This window comes from Vibrio sp. V10_P2A27P122, from assembly GCF_963874335.1.
GTDB lineage: Bacteria > Pseudomonadota > Gammaproteobacteria > Enterobacterales > Vibrionaceae > Vibrio > Vibrio anguillarum.
This window is the reverse complement of record NZ_CAWNHY010000233.1, coordinates 10,688-28,148: the sequence shown is the minus strand read 5'-3', so window position 1 is coordinate 28,148 and position 17,461 is coordinate 10,688. Positions and strand designations below refer to the sequence as shown.

The following is a 17,461-nucleotide window of genomic DNA, read 5'->3' as shown; positions in this document are numbered from 1 at the left end:
GCCTTACTGCGTCTCACATCATTTCGAACGTCTGTTTAAAACTAAAATCTGCCTTTTTGAGCTGTGTAATAAAATAACGTAATAACTTTCATATTTAACAAGGAAATCAAACATAGGTTTGAAACGGGATAAAACTTTGTTTTTAACCTTTCATTAACTTTGTCTCTTTTGCTGAATGATGAGTTGATGTAAGGTTTAATAAGGTTTTGTAAGACTTATGTCTAGCTTGGTTAGGCTTGAAATATTGGATTGACTGAGAGAAAGTGTCGGTAGAGATAAGTCAGTGGATAGCAAAAAATGAGCATTTGAATTTGTGGTTTTTAAATTACAAATGTAGTTGGAATGGTTTTAAGGAAGAACGTTATGTTTGCACAGACCCCAGAAACAGAGTTAGCACTCAGCAAAGAACACCACGAAGCCAAGCTTGAGGTTGTTGGTGCCGTTGGCCCACATCACCAAGCTATTTTCCCTTCAGAAGCCCAAATCTTCTTGTCCACTCTGTGTGCTAAATTTGCAAGCCGTGTCGATTCGCTGCTGGATGCACGAGAAGAGCGACAAACACGTATTGATAACGGAGAACTGCCGGATTTTCTCAAGGATACGCAAGATATTCGCGAAGGAAGCTGGAAAATTCTCGGTATCCCACACGATTTACAAGATCGTCGAGTGGAGATTACGGGGCCAACCGACCGAAAAATGGTGATCAATGCATTGAATGCTAACGTCAAAGTGTTCATGGCGGATTTTGAGGATTCGATGTCACCAGCATGGGATAAAGTGCTGGATGGGCAAGTCAATTTGCGTGATGCCATTGAAGGAACCATTAGCTATACCAATCCTGACAATGGTAAGTGCTACCAGCTTAAAGATAACCCAGCGGTGCTCATTTGTCGGGTACGCGGTCTGCACCTTAAAGAAAAGCATGTTAAATATGCAGGGCAAAGTATTCCGGGTTCGTTGTTTGATTTTGCACTCTACTTTTACAACAACTATAAATCATTGCTTAAAAAAGGCAGTGGCCCTTATTTTTATCTTCCAAAACTTCAGGCCTATCAAGAAGCAAAGTGGTGGAGTGACGTTTTCCATTTTACCGAAGAGTATTTTGGGTTAGAAACTGGCACCATTAAAGCCACCGTATTGATTGAAACCTTACCCGCCGTGTTCGAGATGGACGAAATATTGTTCTCGCTTAAAGAACACATTGTCGGCTTAAATTGTGGCCGCTGGGATTACATTTTCAGTTATATCAAGACATTGAAAAATTATCCGGATCGGGTGCTACCAGATCGCCAAGTTGTCACAATGGAAAAGCCGTTTCTTAACGCCTATTCACGCTTACTGATCTACACCTGTCATAAGCGTGGCGCATTTGCGATGGGCGGTATGGCCGCGTTCATTCCAGCTAAAGATCCCCAAGAAAATCAGTTGGTTCTCGATAAAATTCATCACGATAAATTACTCGAAGCCAATAATGGTCATGACGGTACTTGGGTTGCCCATCCAGGTTTAGCGGATACGGCAAAAGCGGTCTTTGACCAAGTACTGGGCGAGCGTTGTAACCAATTAGATGTTACGCGTCTGTCTGATGCGCCGATTCATGCCAATGAGCTGTTGACCCCATGTGAAGGAGAACGTACCGAACAGGGCATGCGTCATAATATTCGAGTTGCACTTCAGTACATCGAAGCATGGATCTCCGGCAATGGCTGTGTCCCCATTTATGGTTTGATGGAAGATGCGGCGACCGCAGAGATTTCTCGAGCGTCAATATGGCAATGGATCAAGCATGGAAAAGCCTTGGATAACGGTCAGATTGTTACCAAAGCGCTTTTTGAGCAGTATCTTGCGCAAGAAATTGAAGTCGTGAAACAGGAAATCGGCACGCAGCGATTTGCACAAGGACGATTTAGCGAAGCGGCACAATTGATGGCTCGCTTAACTACCAGCGACGAGCTGACACATTTTATCACCGTTCCGGGTTATGACTACCTAGATTGATGAGATTTAAAACCAATATCTAATAACCAATAACCAATTACTGATAACCAATAACGTGAAGCTGTTTTCAAAAGCAGAATAGGTCGTACTGCTGAGAAAAGGATGACAGTGCGCTTGCGCATCAAAATAAGAGGGATAGACCATGACATTAACTCGCCGCCAACAAATCGAAGCTCTAGAAAAAGATTGGGCAACCAACCCACGCTGGAAAAATGTAAAGCGTACTTATACTGCTGCTGAAGTGGTTGACCTGCGCGGTTCAATCACTCCAGCCAACACCTTGGCCCAACGTGGCGCTGATAAATTGTGGTCACTGGTTAACGGCAGTGCCAAAAAAGGTTATGTGAACTGTTTGGGTGCATTGACAGGTGGTCAAGCGGTACAACAAGCCAAAGCGGGAATTGAGGCGATTTATCTCTCCGGCTGGCAAGTAGCGGCAGACAACAACACCGCTTCCACCATGTACCCAGACCAATCGCTCTATCCAGTCGATTCTGTTCCATCGGTGGTCAAGCGCATCAACAACTCGTTTCGTCGTGCCGATCAAATTCAGTGGGCGGCCGGAAAATCACCGGAAGATGAAGGTGGTATTGATTACTTCTTACCGATTGTTGCTGATGCTGAAGCCGGTTTTGGTGGCGTACTCAATGCTTACGAGTTGATGAAGTCGATGATTGAAGCAGGGGCGGCCGGTGTGCACTTTGAAGATCAGTTGGCGTCAGTAAAAAAATGCGGACACATGGGCGGCAAGGTTCTGGTTCCGACTCAAGAAGCGGTTCAAAAATTGATTGCGGCACGTTTGGCCGCTGACGTATCAGGGACAACCACTTTGGTCATTGCTCGTACTGATGCAAACGCGGCGGATCTACTGACCTCGGATTGCGACGCATACGATCGTGATTTTATCCAAGGTGAGCGTACTCAAGAAGGTTTCTATCGCGTGAATGCTGGGATTGAGCAAGCGATTTCACGCGGTCTCGCTTACGCGCCGTATGCTGATCTCGTGTGGTGTGAAACCGCTAAGCCTGATTTGGATGAAGCCCGCCAATTTGCCGAAGCAATTCTAGCGCAATACCCAGATCAACTGCTGGCTTATAACTGTTCTCCCTCTTTCAACTGGGAGAAAAACTTGGATGCAGACACTATTGCTCGTTTCCAGCAAGAGTTGTCGGACATGGGGTACAAATATCAATTCATCACCTTAGCGGGCATTCATAACATGTGGTACAACATGTTTGAGTTAGCACATGCTTATGCGCAAGGCGAAGGTATGCGTCATTACGTTGAGAAAGTTCAGCGTCCAGAGTTTGAAGCAGCATCAAGAGGTTATACCTTTGTTGCACACCAACAAGAGGTGGGAACGGGGTACTTTGACCGGATGACCAATACCATCCAAGGTGGCAGCTCTTCCGTAACCGCGTTAACGGGCTCTACCGAAGAAGACCAATTTTAATTAGCGGTACTTCCCAATCATTATCTGTGTAACACCTTTGAGCGGCGTAAGCCGCTCTTTTTTATGTGAGGCACTTATATTAGGGAGTGAGCGTTATTCAATATCGACTTCGTCCGGTTCACTCTCTTCTTGTAGCTCAAGTAAGGTAACAGCTACCCCAATAAAGTCCGTGTCAGTAATAATGCCCACTAGTTGGCCTTTATCTACAACGGGTAAGCAGCCTACTTTATGTTTTTGCATGTAGATAGCACTCTCTTTTAACCCCGCTCGCGGGTCAACCGTCATAATTTCAGTATGCATCACCTCATATAACGGCGTTGTCAGTGTATATGATTGATCTTCAGGGATGTTTTTTAAGCTCGACTCTTGCGCGGCAAGAATATCTCGATGAGTAATGATACCGAGTAGTTTTTTGTGTGGATCGACGATAGGGATATGGCGAATATCCAACGCTTCCATAGTGTGCTTAGCATCGGCTAACGTGTGTGTACGCAACAGGGTATGGGGGTTGCGAGTCATCATGTCTTCAATTTTGATCATAACGAGCTCCTTTTTATTATTGACCTGATTCAACTATAGTTTTTTCTGCGCAAAATATCTGAGAGCTCCCGCTATTTTTACTTTGATTGATGCGTAAAGATTGGGTGCCATTTTCATGTTTAATTACATTAAATTTAGATCTGGGTCTGACGAGAGAAGGTGTTTACGTATATACTACGGCGCTTAAAAAAAATTACGTCATCCACTCAAAACGAACAAGATAAGAACTATGCAAGTTTCAGACTTTCACTTTGAACTTCCCGATGAGCTGATTGCTCGTTACCCAACGGCTGAACGTACGGCGAGTCGCTTACTGCAATTAGACGGTAACAGCGGTGAACTGGCGGATGGCTCATTTAAAGACGTTCTTGACCGAGTTCAGCCCGGCGATTTATTGGTTTTTAACAATACACGTGTCATCCCGGCTCGCATGTTTGGGCGCAAAGCTTCAGGCGGCAAACTGGAAGTATTGGTCGAACGAATGTTGGATGAACAGACGATTTTAGCTCATGTTCGCTCATCTAAGCCGCCAAAACCGGGCAGTGAGTTGTATTTAGGAGAGCATGACGAATATCATGCACACATGGTGGCTCGCCATGATGCGCTGTTCGAGATTCGTTTTACAGCGTCAAAGACGGTACTGGAGATCTTAAACGAGATTGGCCATATGCCGTTGCCGCCTTACATTGACCGCCCTGATGAAGATGCTGATAAAGAGCGTTATCAAACCGTATACAACCAAAAACCGGGAGCTGTCGCTGCACCGACCGCCGGTTTGCATTTCGATGAGGCTCTGCTTGAGCAAATCAAAGCGAAAGGCGTCGAATTTGCTTATGTAACCTTGCATGTTGGCGCTGGAACCTTCCAGCCAGTACGAGTCGACAATATTCACGATCACCATATGCATGCAGAATATGTTGAAGTGCCACAAGAGGTAGTCGATGCCGTCAACGCGACGAAAGCGCGTGGTGGTCGAGTGATCGCTGTTGGAACTACGTCGGTGCGCTCACTGGAAAGTGCCGCGCAAGATGCGCTTAAAAAGGGCACTGAGCTGGTTCCTTTTTTTGGTGATACTGAAATTTTTATCTTCCCTGGTTATGAGTACCAGTTGGTGGATTGCTTAATCACCAACTTCCACTTACCAGAGTCGACACTGATTATGCTCGTCAGCGCTTTTGCAGGTTATGAGCATACTATGGCCGCGTACGCGCATGCCGTGAAACATCAATATCGTTTCTTTAGTTATGGTGATGCGATGTTTATCACCAAGAACACCAATTAACGAGTGCTAGCATTACGCTAGGAGAAGAAGCTCCGCTTCGTTTTTCGCTAGGAATTGGCGACCGCTCTAGAGGGGTGCTTGCACCTAATCATGATACGTCAGACTGTTTCTCTGACATTGGAGGCTTCGTGAAGTTAACATACGAACTTAAAAAGAAAAACGGAAATGCTCGCCGTGGGCAATTAACCTTTGAACGTGGCACTGTGCAAACACCGGCATTCATGCCTGTAGGTACTTACGGCACAGTAAAGGGCATGACACCGGAAGAAGTAAAAGAGACGGGCGCAGAAATTTTGCTCGGTAATACTTTTCACCTGTGGCTGCGCCCTGGCCAAGAAGTGATGAAAATGCACGGCGACTTGCATGATTTTATGAATTGGCAAGGCCCGATCCTCACCGATTCAGGTGGTTTCCAAGTGTTTAGCTTGGGTGATATTCGCAAAATCACAGAAGAAGGGGTGCATTTTCGTAACCCAGTCAATGGTGACAAGATTTTCATGGACGCAGAAAAGTCGATGGAAATTCAAAAAGATCTGGGCTCTGACATTGTGATGATTTTCGATGAGTGTACGCCGTACCCTGCGACGCACGACGAAGCGAAAAAATCAATGGAGATGTCTTTACGTTGGGCGCAGCGTTCACGTGACCATTTCGACAAATTAGAGAACACCAACTCGCTATTTGGTATCGTGCAAGGCAGTGTTTACGAAGATTTGCGTGATGTTTCCGTGAAAGGCTTAACCGAGATCGGATTTGATGGCTACGCGGTTGGTGGCTTAGCGGTTGGTGAACCTAAAGAAGACATGCACCGTGTACTTGAGCACACCTGTCCACAATTGCCAGAAGACAAACCACGTTACCTGATGGGTGTCGGTAAACCTGAAGACTTAGTGGAAGGGGTACGTCGCGGTATCGATATGTTTGACTGTGTGATGCCAACGCGAAATGCACGTAATGGCCATCTATTTGTGACGGGTGGTGTGATCAAGATCCGTAATGCAGTACATAAAACCGATACAACTGCGCTGGATCCGCATTGTGACTGTTACACTTGCAAAAATTATTCGAAGTCGTATTTACACCATCTGGATCGTTGTAATGAAATTCTGGGTGCGCGTTTAAATACTATTCATAACTTACGTTATTACCAACGCCTGATGGCAAGCATTCGTTTAGCGATTGAAGAAGATCGCTTCGACGCGTTTGTTGAGGAGTTTTATGCTCGTCGCAATCGTGAAGTTCCACCAATGGGCCAATAACGGTTTTGCTGCGTTTTGCTTGATTTGTGAAGTGATAAACTTGAAATTAAGCCAACGCAGCCCAATTAGAATTACATTACACAACAATATTTTAGAGGACGTTTTCAATGAGTTTAATTTCTGTAGCACACGCAGCAGGTGAAGGTGCATCACAAGGTGGCGGTTATGAAATGCTGATCATGCTTGGTATGTTTGCGGTTATTTTCTACTTCATGATTTACCGCCCACAAGCCAAACGTGTTAAAGAGCATAAAAGTTTGATGGCCGCCATGACTAAAGGTGATGAAGTGTTAACCAGTGGCGGTTTAGTGGGTAAAATCACTAAAATCGCAGAAGACAGCGATTACATCTCTATCGAACTGAATGTGAACAATGAAATTGTGATCAAAAAAGATTTCATTACAGCGGTGCTACCAAAAGGTACGCTTAAGTCTTTATAACAGCTAAAGGATCCTTGCTGTGCTAAACCGTTATCCGTTATGGAAGTATTTGTTAGTGGTGTTCGCCATCACTCTCTCTGCTTTATATGCACTTCCAAATATTTACGGTGAAGATCCGGCAATTCAAATTACAGGGGCGCGTGGCGCCTCTGTTGATATGTCAACGCTGGATGCTGTCACCAAAGCTCTTGATAAAGAGAGCCTTTCTCATAAATCCATTGCTCTAGAGAATGGATCGATTCTTGTTCGATTTAACGATACCGATACTCAAATCAGTGCGCGTGATGTGGTGAGTGAAGCGTTAGGCAAAGATACAATTGTTGCACTTAACCTTGCTCCTTCAACGCCTTCTTGGTTGGAATCGATTGGCGCGGCACCGATGAAGCTTGGCCTTGATCTGCGTGGTGGTGTTCACTTCTTAATGGAAGTGGATATGGATGCCGCAATGGAAAAATTGATTGGCCAGCAAGAAGAAGCGTTTCGCAGCGAACTGCGTGATGACAAAATTCGCTACCGCGCTATTCGCTCAGTGGGCAACGACCGAGTGGAAGTCACTTTGCGTGACGATGAGCAATTAGAGCAAGCACAGCAAGCATTAACGTCGAAACATCCTGATATGACTTTTACTACGTCTAAGGCTGACGGTCGCTTTGCGCTGATTGCTCAATTTACAGAGCAGCGTTTGCAGGAAGTTCGAAATTACGCCGTTGAGCAGAACATCACGATTTTGCGTAACCGTGTTAACGAATTAGGGGTCGCTGAACCCTTAGTGCAGCGCCAAGGTGCCAGCCGCATTGTGGTTGAGTTACCGGGGGTTCAAGATACCGCTCGTGCTAAAGAGATTCTTGGTGCAACCGCGACTCTTGAGTTTCGTGAAGTTGATGACAAGGCTGATTTAGCCGCCGCGGCTTCTGGTCGCGCTCCTGCTGGGAGTGAAATCAAATCTGATCGTAATGGTCGCCCGGTTGTCTTGAAAAAACGCGTGATTCTAGGTGGTCAAAGTATCACGGATGCCAGCTCTAGCATGGATGAATATGGTCGCCCGCAAGTAAACATTTCGTTAGATAGCGAAGGCGGAAATAAGATGTCGGCGTTCTCTAAAAAGAACATTGGCAAGCTTATGGCAACGGTATTTGCAGAGTACAAAGACAGCGGCCGTCGGACACCTGATGGCAAAGTGATTCTGGATAAGCATGAAGAAGTGATCAACCAAGCAACGATTCAGTCGGCTCTTGGGCGTAACTTCCGTATCACGGGAATTGATTCTGCTGCAGAAGCTCAAAACCTTGCACTTTTACTGCGTGCAGGTGCGTTAATTGCGCCAATCTCTATTGTTGAAGAGCGTACCATTGGTCCATCAATGGGGCAGCAAAATATCGATATGGGCATTCAAGCCTGCATCTGGGGTATGGTTGCGGTGATGCTCTTTACGCTGCTTTACTACCGTGGTTTTGGCTTGATTGCCAATATTGCATTGATGGCGAACCTTGTGCTCATTATTGGTGTGATGTCGATGATCCCAGGGGCGACAATGACCTTGCCGGGTATTGCGGGCATCGTATTGACGGTCGGTATGGCCGTGGATGCTAACGTTCTGATCTTCGAGCGTATTCGTGAAGAGCTCCGTGATGGACGAAACCCACAACAAGCTATCCACCAAGGCTATGCTAACGCGTTCAGTACCATTGCTGATGCCAACATCACTACGTTGATTACGGCAATCATTCTATTTGCTGTGGGTACTGGAGCCATCAAAGGGTTTGCCGTCACACTTTCTATCGGTATTTTAACCTCAATGTTTACCGCTATTATCGGGACTCGCTGTATTGTGAACCTGTTATATGGTGGTAAACGCATTAAAAAATTGTCGATCTAAGGCTAGGAATTACTATGTTTCAGATTCTAAAAGCAGATAAAACGATCGACTTTATGCGTTGGTCTAAATTTGCGTTTTTATTCTCTCTTTTAATGATTGGTGCGTCTATTTTCACTTTATCAACCAAGTGGTTGAACTGGGGACTGGACTTCACCGGCGGTACTTTGATTGAAGTTGGGTTTGAACACCCAGCTAATCTTGAAGATATCCGCAGTGCTTTGGAAGCGAAAGGGTTTGGCGATGCGACGGTGCAGAATTTCGGTTCCGCGCGCGAAGTGATGGTTCGTCTTCGTCCACGTGCTGACATGGTTGGCGAGACGTTAGGCAATCAAATTCTTTCTGCTATTAAAGAGGGGACAGGAAAAAGTGTCGAGATGCGTCGCATTGAGTTCGTTGGTCCGAATGTGGGCGATGAATTAGCTGAAGCAGGAGGTTTAGCGATTTTAGCTTCGCTCATCTGTATTTTGCTTTACGTCTCTGTTCGTTTTGAATGGAGGCTCGCAGCGGGTGCGGTGATGTCATTGGCACACGATGTGATCATCACGCTTGGCATCTTCTCTATCATGCAAATTGAGGTTGATTTAACGATTGTTGCCGCTTTGCTGACCGTTGTCGGTTACTCGCTCAACGATACGATTGTGGTATTTGACCGTATCCGTGAAAACTTCCGTAAATTGCGTAAAGGTGATTCAGCCGAGATCATGAACAGCTCAATTACCCAAACCTTGAGCCGGACTTTGATTACATCGGGAACCACCTTACTGGTGGTGATCGCACTCTTTGTACAAGGTGGTGCGAACATACATGGTTTTGCCACCGCTTTACTGCTCGGTATCACCGTGGGTACTTATTCATCTATCTATGTTGCATCAGCGTTGGCATTGAAATTAGGAATTACCCGTGAGCACCTACTTCCACCTCAAGTGGAAAAAGAGGGTGCGGAGTTCGACGAACTTCCTTAGCAGCCTGAAAGTTTCTTAAATAGCCAAAGCCGCAGAATATTCTGCGGCTTTTTTCTAACCATCCCACCGCGGTCACTCTAAGTAGCAAAGTATAAAACGAAACTAAAAAAGCCTCGTATATTGCTATACGAGGCTTGAATCAATTTTGACGGTGTTGATGGTATTTAGTGCAACCTATTTAAGAATAGCGCTGTTACCGTTATCACGAATGTGTTTCAGAATCGCTTTAACACCACGAGCACTTGAACCTACAATGTTGCCCGATTTCATGTATTCAGTACCGCCAGAGAAATCGGTAAGAATAACGCCTGCTTCACGAGCGATCAGCTCGCCAGCGGCTAAATTCCAAGGTCTTAAACCCAGTTCAAAGTAACCATCGACACGGTTTGAAGCTAGGTAACATAAATCAAGCGCAGGAGAACCAGTACGACGGAAATCAGCACATTCAACAAACAGTGCAGACATGATTTTCATGAAAGATTCGGCATGTTGCTTTTGTTTGTATGGGAAACCAGTAGCGAGAATAGTGCCTTGAAGATCTTTTAACTGTTTAACACGAAGGCGTGAGTTGTTTAATTGCGCACCAGCACCACGTTGAGCGGTAAACAGCTCATTGCGCATTGGGTCATAAACACAAGCAACTTCTGTTTTGCCTTTAATGCGAACCGCGATGGAAACGGCGAAGTGGGGTAAACCTTTGACGAAGTTTGTTGTGCCATCCAGTGGGTCGATGATCCATTGAACGTCCTTATCTTTGCCGTCGATAAGCCCGTTTTCTTCAGCAACGATACTGTGTTCTGGGTAAGAACTTTTGATTGTATCGATGATCATAGTTTCTGCTTCTTTGTCTACGTTAGTAACAAAGTCATTAGTCCCTTTCTGAGTTGTTTCGATTTTCTCAGTATTTTCTAGTGATTTAGCAATATGGTTACCAGCTTTTCGCGCAGCGCGAATAGCAATGTTTAGCATTGGATGCATACAGTTTTCCCAACGGATGTTAAAGAACGAAAAAGCGGGCAGCAGTATAACAAAGTTTTATTAAAAAGGAAGTGGCTATTTTTTGCTCGGTTGTTCATGTGTAGCTAAAGGACCTGACCATTTTAGTCAGGTTTATGTTAGTATTCTGTCGTTTAAAATAGAGTGGCGTACAACGTAATGCTAGACAATGTAAAAATCATTTTAGTAGGGACATCTCATTCAGGAAATATTGGTTCTGCTGCCCGAGCGATGAAGGTCATGGGCCTAAGTAAAATGATTTTGGTTTCGCCTCAATGCGAGGTAGACGCTCAAGCGATCGCTCTAGCTGCTGGAGCAAGCGACATTGCTTTAAATGCGGAGGTCGTGGATACGCTAGAGCAGGCTGTCGCAGATTGTGGCCTGGTGGTTGGGTCAAGTGCACGCTCACGAACTTTAGAATGGCCAATGCTTGAACCGCGTGAATGTGGGGAAAAATTGGCGCAAGAAGGGCAGCAATACCCGGTTGCTTTAGTGTTTGGCCGAGAAAAAACCGGGCTGACCAACGATGAACTGCAAAAATGCCATTTTCATGTGTGCATTCCGGCTAATCCTGAATACAGTTCGTTAAACCTTGCTATGGCCGTACAAACATTGAGTTATGAGGTGCGTGTTGCCTATCTAAATAATGAAAAAAAAGGTTATCAAGCCCAGCCAGAAGAAGCGTATCCTCTGCATCACGAATTAGAAATGTTCTATCAGCATCTTGAAAAGGTAATGATACAGACACAGTTTATTTCAAAGGAACAGCCGGGACAGATCATGAATAAACTCCGTCGGCTATTTTCTCGTTCGCGTCCAGAGTCTCAAGAAATCAATATATTACGTGGTGTGTTGACCTCAATTGAGAAGCATCGCAGCAATCAATAATTATCCAGATTAATAATAGGGTTAAATACCTGACTAAATTAGTCAAATAAATACTTGACCTATTTAGTCAGGTATGGAAAAATTCCAACCACATAATCAATGTGGATACGGTGATATGAGACTTACATCTAAAGGAAGATATGCGGTTACAGCCATGTTAGATGTGGCTCTGCATTCGCAACAAACCCCAGTGCCACTGGCGGATATTTCCGAACGGCAAGGCATTTCGCTCTCTTACCTTGAGCAGCTGTTTTCTAAACTGCGTAAAGCGGGGCTAGTTGCTAGTGTACGTGGTCCAGGTGGTGGATACCGCTTAGGTGCAGATGCCTGCTCAATTTCGATTGGTACTGTGATTGCCGCTGTTGATGAATCAGTTGATGCAACAAAATGTAATGGAAGAGCCGACTGCCAAGGTGGTACTCGCTGCTTAACACATACGTTATGGCGAGATCTTAGCTCTCGCATTAGTGACTTTCTGAACAACATTACTCTTGGCGAGTTAATGATTGATAATGAAGTACTAGAAATTTCTGACCGCCAAGGCTTGGGCCTGACGGTGAACCACGGGTTAACCAATAAAAATACCAATACCGTGATTATCGGCTCGGTGCCCGTAGGTCTTAATGCCCGCTCATAGCGGCAATGTTTACATTGGAGTAGAAAATGAAACTGCCTATTTATTTTGACTATTCAGCTACCTGTCCAGTTGACCCTCGCGTGGCTGAAAAGATGGTTCAGTACATGACGATGGATGGTGTTTTTGGTAATCCGGCATCGCGATCGCACCGTTATGGCTGGCAGGCAGAAGAAGCCGTAGACACTGCGCGTGAGCAAATTGCTGAACTGCTTAATGCTGATCCTCGCGAAATCGTATTCACATCCGGTGCGACAGAGTCAGATAACCTCGCGATCAAAGGTGTGGCGCATTTCTATGCCAAGCAAGGTAAGCATATCATCACCTGTAAAACCGAGCATAAAGCGGTGCTTGATCCATGTCGTCAGCTTGAGCGTGAAGGTTATGAAGTGACCTATCTTGAGCCAGAATCGAATGGCTTGATTGATCTAAAAAAATTAGAAGCGGCAATGCGTGATGACACAATTTTGGTGTCGATCATGCACGTGAATAACGAAATTGGCGTAATTCAGGACATCATGGCGATCGGTGAGCTTTGCCGTGAACGCAAGATAATTTTCCACGTAGATGCAGCGCAATCTGCCGGTAAAATTCCCCTTGATGTGCAAGAAATGAAAGTGGATCTTATCTCCCTTTCTGCGCATAAAGCGTATGGACCTAAAGGGATTGGCGCATTATATGTTCGCCGTAAACCTCGTATCCGTCTTGAAGCGCAAATGCACGGTGGCGGTCATGAACGTGGTTTCCGTTCAGGCACATTACCAACGCACCAAATCGTAGGTATGGGTGAAGCATTCCGCATTGCTAAGCAAGACATGCAAAAAGATTTTGACCACGCAAAAGCATTGCGTGATCGTCTACTCGCTGGTGTACAAGACATGGAAGCCGTGAGTGTGAATGGCGATTTAGATCAGCGTGTTCCGCACAACCTGAATATTAGTTTTGCCTTTGTTGAAGGCGAATCGCTACTGATGTCTTTAAAAGACTTAGCGGTATCATCAGGTAGTGCTTGTACGTCGGCCAGCTTAGAGCCGTCATATGTACTGCGTGCGCTTGGTTTGAACGATGAAATGGCGCACAGCTCAATTCGTTTCTCATTTGGCCGTTTTACGACCGAAGAGGAAGTGGACTACGCCGTTGAACAAATCCGCGTAGCAGTAAGCAAATTACGTGACATGTCTCCTCTATGGGATATGTATCAAGAGGGTGTGGATTTAAACACCGTTGAATGGGCACATCACTAGTCCTTTAAAAGGCACTGGTTTATTCCCAAGGAAATAGAGGATTAGAGGTAACTATCATGGCATACAGCGAAAAAGTAATTGATCACTATGAAAACCCACGTAATGTTGGCTCTTTTGATAAAGAAGATCCAACCATTGGTAGTGGTATGGTTGGCGCTCCAGCTTGTGGCGATGTAATGAAGCTACAAATTAAAGTGACGCCAGAAGGCATCATTGAAGATGCAAAATTTAAAACCTACGGTTGTGGTAGCGCGATTGCTTCGAGCTCACTGGTTACTGAATGGGTGAAAGGCAAGAGCATTGACGAAGCGGCAGCCATTAAGAACTCTGAAATCGCGGAAGAGCTAGAGCTTCCACCAGTGAAAGTTCACTGTTCGATTTTGGCGGAAGATGCGATCAAAGCTGCCGTTGCCGATTATAAAAAGAAACACCAACAATAATATTAAGGGAGTGAATGATGGTTCACTCCCATAAGTTCAAACTAAGAATCTAAGGTTGTAGTATGGCCATTACCTTAACTGAAACAGCAGCGCATCGCGTTCGAGCATTCCTAGATAACCGAGGCAAAGGCGTAGGTTTACGTCTTGGAGTGAAAACAACAGGCTGCTCGGGTATGGCTTACGTGCTTGAATTCGTTGATGACGTTAACGAAGAAGACGAAGTGTTTGAAGATCATGGTGTTAAAGTGATTATCGATTCGAAAAGCCTCGTCTATCTTGATGGCACACAGCTTGACTATGTCAAAGAAGGGCTAAACGAAGGTTTTGAGTTCAACAACCCGAATGCAAAAAGCGAATGTGGTTGTGGTGAAAGCTTCAACGTGTAACGGATTGGCTTTCGGCGTGACTAGGCTCACTTGAGCCTAGTGTCGAGCACTAGGAGCAATGTGTTAATGAACTATTTTGAATTATTTGGGCTACCAAGTCAGTTTGCACTGGATGGTAGCCTTCTTTCTTCTCAGTTTCGTGCGCTGCAAAAACGGTTTCATCCCGACAATTTTGCCACTGCGTCTGAGCGAGATCGCCTGCTTGCTGTGCAAAACGCCTCACAAATCAATGATGCTTATCAAACATTAAAATCGCCGATCAGTCGCGCAGAATACTTGTTGCTTGAACAAGGCATAGAGTTACGCGCAGAACACCAAACCATGCAAGATCCGCTGTTTTTAATGGAGCAGATGGAGCTGCGAGAAGAGCTTGAAGCCATCGCCTCACAGTCTGATGTTGAAAGTGCGTTATTCGATTTTGAAAACAGAGTCAGCAAGATGTATAAACAGCATCTTACCTTGGTTGAGCAACAACTTAATCATGCTCAATGGAACCTTGCGGCTGATACGGTTCGCAAGCTTAAATTTATTGCCAAGCTCAAAAATGAAATAGAAAGAGTCGAAGAACAGTTACTCGGCTAGTTCGATAATAAGGACCAACCCATGGCATTACTTCAAATTGCAGAACCCGGTCAAAGCTCTGCGCCGCATCAGCATAAACTCGCAGCGGGTATCGACTTGGGGACAACCAACTCATTAGTCGCATCGGTTCGAAGCGGTAATGCGACGACGCTTGCTGATGAACAAGGACGCTCGATCCTCCCTTCGGTGGTCCACTATTCGGCTCAAGAGCGTTGCGTAGGCTTTGATGCCAGAGCACACGCGCAAGTTGATCCTGCTAATACCATCATTTCTGTGAAGCGTTTGATCGGCCGTTCACTGGCTGACATTCAGGCGCGTTATCCCACATTGCCTTATCGCTTCAAAGCCAGTGACAACGGTTTGCCTATTTTGCAAACGGCGCAAGGTGATAAGAACCCGATTCAAGTTTCCGCCGATATTCTTCAATCTCTTGCTCAGCGTGCCGAAGCGTCGTTAGGTGGTGAATTAGCGGGCGTGGTGATTACCGTACCTGCTTATTTTGATGATGCGCAACGCGTGGGCACCAAAGATGCCGCTCAACTTGCCGGCTTGCACGTACTGCGTTTACTCAATGAACCTACCGCTGCAGCGATTGCCTATGGCTTAGACTCAGCGCAAGAAGGTGTGATTGCGGTTTATGATTTAGGTGGCGGTACGTTTGATATCTCTATTTTACGCCTGTCGAAAGGCGTGTTTGAGGTACTCGCGACTGGTGGCGATTCCGCGCTCGGTGGTGATGATTTTGACCATTTGATTGCTGACCATTTTTTGAGCCAAATCGGCTTAGCTGAACCGCTCACTGCAGAGCAGCAACGAGCATTGCTTGATGCGGCCACCGAAGCGAAAATCGCCTTATCTGATACCGATAGTGTCGAGGTTTCTGTGCTGGGTTGGCAAGGGCGTTTAACTCGCGATGAGTTTAACCAACTCATCACGCCACTAGTAAAGAAAACCTTACTATCGTGTCGTCGAGCACTCAAAGATGCCGAGATTGCTGCAGATGAAGTGTTGGAAGTGGTGATGGTCGGCGGTTCAACTCGTACGCCACTGGTTCGAGATTTAGTCGGTGAATTTTTTGGTCGCACACCACTAACTAGCATCAACCCTGATGAAGTTGTCGCGATTGGTGCAGCAATTCAAGCCGACATTTTGGTGGGTAATAAACCCGATTCAGAAATGTTACTGCTGGATGTAATTCCCCTGTCGCTGGGTATTGAAACCATGGGTGGCTTAGTGGAAAAAATCATCCCACGTAACACCACCATTCCTGTTGCGAAAGCTCAAGAATTCACCACCTTCAAAGATGGTCAAACAGCCATGAGCATCCATACGGTGCAGGGCGAACGTGAGATGGTAGACGATTGCCGCTCATTGGCTCGTTTTTCACTAAAAGGTATTCCACCAATGACGGCGGGTGCCGCGCATATCCGCGTAACTTATCAAGTTGATGCCGATGGTTTACTCTCCGTGACAGCGATGGAAAAAAGTACGGGAGTTCAGGCGGAAATTCAAGTTAAGCCCTCGTATGGACTGAGTGATAATGAAGTAGCAAATATGCTGCGAGATTCGATGACGTTTGCCAAACAAGATATGCAGACTCGCGCTCTGGCAGAGCAACGTGTAGAAGCCGATCGTGTTATCGAAGGTTTGATCTCTGCCTTACAGGCCGATGGTGATGAATTGTTATCTGAGTCAGAAAAGCAGATCCTTCTGAATGCAATGGAAGATTTAATTGTGCTGCGTAATGGTGATAGCGCCGATGCCATCGAGCAAGGAATTAAAGAGACAGACAAAGCCAGCCAAGATTTTGCTTCACGCCGTATGGATAAATCCATTCGTAGTGCACTTGCTGGTCAGTCGGTAGATGATATTTAAAGAGAAAAATTATGCCTAAGATTATTGTGTTACCTCACCAAGAGCTTTGTCCTGAAGGTGCCGTTCTGGAAGCGCAAGCAGGAGAAACCGTACTGGATGTGGCGCTGAAAAATGGTATCGCTATTGAACATGCGTGTGAAAAATCCTGCGCATGCACGACTTGCCATATTATCGTTCGCGAAGGGTTTGACTCACTTGATGAGAGTGATGAGTTGGAAGATGACATGCTTGATAAAGCGTGGGGTCTTGAACCTGAATCTCGCCTTGGCTGCCAAGCTAGAGTCGCTAACGAAGATTTAGTGGTTGAAATTCCAAAGTACACACTCAATCTGGCTTCTGAAGATCATTAATCCTATTGAGCGTATTAACGCCCGTTCACTGTTTGTAAAAGGAAAGCAAAATGAAATGGACCGATTCTCGTGATATTGCGATCGAGCTTTGTGAGCAATACCCAGACGTAGATCCTAAAAATGTACGTTTTACGGATCTACACCAGTGGGTGATGGAACTGGAAGAGTTTGATGATGAGCCAAACCGTTCCAACGAAAAAATTCTCGAAGCGATTATTCTATGTTGGATGGAAGAGATCGACTAAGACTATTGCTA

General features: G+C 45.5%; 18 protein-coding genes. 16 read left to right on the top strand and 2 right to left on the bottom strand.

Annotated features, from left to right (window positions below; all coding sequences use genetic code 11):
• Positions 1-363 precede the first annotated feature (363 nt).
• Together aceB and aceA are read left to right on the top strand one after the other, a co-directional pair.
• Positions 364-1,998 (top strand): malate synthase A, encoded by a 1,635-nt coding sequence (aceB, locus tag AACQ17_RS09750; protein WP_094147163.1) that lies wholly within the window; start codon positions 364-366, stop codon positions 1,996-1,998.
• A gap of 142 nt (positions 1,999-2,140) precedes the next feature.
• Complete coding sequence (gene aceA, locus AACQ17_RS09745) at positions 2,141-3,451, top strand: isocitrate lyase (protein ID WP_013857509.1); 1,311 nt, start codon at positions 2,141-2,143, stop codon at positions 3,449-3,451.
• A gap of 93 nt (positions 3,452-3,544) precedes the next feature.
• Here the strand turns inward: aceA and AACQ17_RS09740 are convergent, their stop codons facing one another.
• Positions 3,545-3,991, bottom strand: a complete 447-nt coding sequence (locus AACQ17_RS09740; protein WP_038171482.1) for a CBS domain-containing protein — start codon at positions 3,989-3,991, stop codon at positions 3,545-3,547.
• Between the two features lie 229 nt (positions 3,992-4,220).
• Between AACQ17_RS09740 and queA the strand changes: the two genes are divergently transcribed.
• The 5 genes from queA to secF all read left to right on the top strand — a co-directional run bounded on the left by queA (position 4,221) and on the right by secF (position 9,810).
• Positions 4,221-5,273 carry a tRNA preQ1(34) S-adenosylmethionine ribosyltransferase-isomerase QueA gene (gene queA, locus AACQ17_RS09735; protein WP_026027701.1) on the top strand — a complete coding sequence of 351 codons (1,053 nt, stop codon included), beginning with the start codon at positions 4,221-4,223 and terminating at the stop codon, positions 5,271-5,273.
• Between the two features lie 128 nt (positions 5,274-5,401).
• Positions 5,402-6,532 (top strand): tRNA guanosine(34) transglycosylase Tgt, encoded by a 1,131-nt coding sequence (gene tgt, locus AACQ17_RS09730; RefSeq protein WP_026027700.1) that lies wholly within the window; start codon positions 5,402-5,404, stop codon positions 6,530-6,532.
• Positions 6,533-6,639: 107 nt separating this feature from the next.
• Entirely contained in the window at positions 6,640-6,972 is a 333-nt protein-coding gene (yajC, locus tag AACQ17_RS09725; protein ID WP_013857505.1) for a preprotein translocase subunit YajC, read from the top strand.
• Between the two features lie 19 nt (positions 6,973-6,991).
• Positions 6,992-8,848, top strand: coding sequence for a protein translocase subunit SecD (gene secD, locus AACQ17_RS09720; protein WP_017044259.1), 1,857 nt, complete (start codon positions 6,992-6,994; stop codon positions 8,846-8,848).
• Positions 8,849-8,862: 14 nt separating this feature from the next.
• Entirely contained in the window at positions 8,863-9,810 is a 948-nt protein-coding gene (gene secF / locus AACQ17_RS09715) for a protein translocase subunit SecF (RefSeq protein WP_013857503.1), read from the top strand.
• Positions 9,811-9,984: 174 nt separating this feature from the next.
• Here secF and suhB read toward each other — a convergent pair whose 3' ends face one another.
• Complete coding sequence (suhB, locus tag AACQ17_RS09710; protein WP_013857502.1) at positions 9,985-10,788, bottom strand: inositol-1-monophosphatase; 804 nt, start codon at positions 10,786-10,788, stop codon at positions 9,985-9,987.
• Between the two features lie 177 nt (positions 10,789-10,965).
• On the opposite strand from suhB, the gene trmJ reads away from it, so the two are divergent.
• The 9 genes from trmJ (at position 10,966) to iscX (ending at position 17,450) form a co-directional block, all read left to right on the top strand.
• Positions 10,966-11,694, top strand: coding sequence for a tRNA (cytosine(32)/uridine(32)-2'-O)-methyltransferase TrmJ (gene trmJ / locus AACQ17_RS09705; protein ID WP_026027699.1), 729 nt, complete (start codon positions 10,966-10,968; stop codon positions 11,692-11,694).
• 115 nt (positions 11,695-11,809) lie between these two features.
• Positions 11,810-12,331 (top strand): Fe-S cluster assembly transcriptional regulator IscR, encoded by a 522-nt coding sequence (gene iscR / locus AACQ17_RS09700; RefSeq protein WP_026027698.1) that lies wholly within the window; start codon positions 11,810-11,812, stop codon positions 12,329-12,331.
• A gap of 26 nt (positions 12,332-12,357) precedes the next feature.
• On the top strand, positions 12,358-13,572 hold the full coding sequence (locus AACQ17_RS09695; RefSeq protein ID WP_013857499.1) for an IscS subfamily cysteine desulfurase: 1,215 nt from the start codon (positions 12,358-12,360) through the stop codon (positions 13,570-13,572).
• Between the two features lie 56 nt (positions 13,573-13,628).
• Entirely contained in the window at positions 13,629-14,012 is a 384-nt protein-coding gene (gene iscU / locus AACQ17_RS09690; RefSeq protein WP_010320409.1) for a Fe-S cluster assembly scaffold IscU, read from the top strand.
• A 62-nt stretch (positions 14,013-14,074) separates the two neighbouring features.
• Positions 14,075-14,398 (top strand): iron-sulfur cluster assembly protein IscA, encoded by a 324-nt coding sequence (gene iscA, locus AACQ17_RS09685; protein WP_010320408.1) that lies wholly within the window; start codon positions 14,075-14,077, stop codon positions 14,396-14,398.
• Between the two features lie 66 nt (positions 14,399-14,464).
• Positions 14,465-14,980, top strand: a complete 516-nt coding sequence (gene hscB / locus AACQ17_RS09680) for a co-chaperone HscB (RefSeq protein WP_026029095.1) — start codon at positions 14,465-14,467, stop codon at positions 14,978-14,980.
• Positions 14,981-15,001: 21 nt separating this feature from the next.
• On the top strand, positions 15,002-16,855 hold the full coding sequence (gene hscA, locus AACQ17_RS09675) for a Fe-S protein assembly chaperone HscA (protein WP_094147856.1): 1,854 nt from the start codon (positions 15,002-15,004) through the stop codon (positions 16,853-16,855).
• A gap of 11 nt (positions 16,856-16,866) precedes the next feature.
• On the top strand, positions 16,867-17,205 hold the full coding sequence (gene fdx, locus AACQ17_RS09670; RefSeq protein ID WP_010320405.1) for an ISC system 2Fe-2S type ferredoxin: 339 nt from the start codon (positions 16,867-16,869) through the stop codon (positions 17,203-17,205).
• Positions 17,206-17,255: 50 nt separating this feature from the next.
• On the top strand, positions 17,256-17,450 hold the full coding sequence (gene iscX / locus AACQ17_RS09665) for a Fe-S cluster assembly protein IscX (protein ID WP_010320404.1): 195 nt from the start codon (positions 17,256-17,258) through the stop codon (positions 17,448-17,450).
• Positions 17,451-17,461 lie beyond the last annotated feature (11 nt).

Excerpts from the sequence above, each read along its gene's own strand:
- aceB (WP_094147163.1), top strand. The coding sequence starts at position 364 with ATGTTTGCACAGACCCCAGAAACAGAGTTAGCACTCAGCAAAGAACAC.
- aceA (WP_013857509.1), top strand. The coding sequence starts at position 2,141 with ATGACATTAACTCGCCGCCAACAAATCGAAGCTCTAGAAAAAGATTGG.
- AACQ17_RS09740 (WP_038171482.1), bottom strand. The coding sequence starts at position 3,991 with ATGATCAAAATTGAAGACATGATGACTCGCAACCCCCATACCCTGTTG.
- queA (WP_026027701.1), top strand. The coding sequence starts at position 4,221 with ATGCAAGTTTCAGACTTTCACTTTGAACTTCCCGATGAGCTGATTGCT.
- yajC (WP_013857505.1), top strand. The coding sequence starts at position 6,640 with ATGAGTTTAATTTCTGTAGCACACGCAGCAGGTGAAGGTGCATCACAA.
- secF (WP_013857503.1), top strand. The coding sequence starts at position 8,863 with ATGTTTCAGATTCTAAAAGCAGATAAAACGATCGACTTTATGCGTTGG.
- suhB (WP_013857502.1), bottom strand. The coding sequence starts at position 10,788 with ATGCATCCAATGCTAAACATTGCTATTCGCGCTGCGCGAAAAGCTGGT.
- trmJ (WP_026027699.1), top strand. The coding sequence starts at position 10,966 with ATGCTAGACAATGTAAAAATCATTTTAGTAGGGACATCTCATTCAGGA.
- iscR (WP_026027698.1), top strand. The coding sequence starts at position 11,810 with ATGAGACTTACATCTAAAGGAAGATATGCGGTTACAGCCATGTTAGAT.
- AACQ17_RS09695 (WP_013857499.1), top strand. The coding sequence starts at position 12,358 with ATGAAACTGCCTATTTATTTTGACTATTCAGCTACCTGTCCAGTTGAC.
- iscU (WP_010320409.1), top strand. The coding sequence starts at position 13,629 with ATGGCATACAGCGAAAAAGTAATTGATCACTATGAAAACCCACGTAAT.
- iscA (WP_010320408.1), top strand. The coding sequence starts at position 14,075 with ATGGCCATTACCTTAACTGAAACAGCAGCGCATCGCGTTCGAGCATTC.
- hscB (WP_026029095.1), top strand. The coding sequence starts at position 14,465 with ATGAACTATTTTGAATTATTTGGGCTACCAAGTCAGTTTGCACTGGAT.
- hscA (WP_094147856.1), top strand. The coding sequence starts at position 15,002 with ATGGCATTACTTCAAATTGCAGAACCCGGTCAAAGCTCTGCGCCGCAT.
- fdx (WP_010320405.1), top strand. The coding sequence starts at position 16,867 with ATGCCTAAGATTATTGTGTTACCTCACCAAGAGCTTTGTCCTGAAGGT.
- iscX (WP_010320404.1), top strand. The coding sequence starts at position 17,256 with ATGAAATGGACCGATTCTCGTGATATTGCGATCGAGCTTTGTGAGCAA.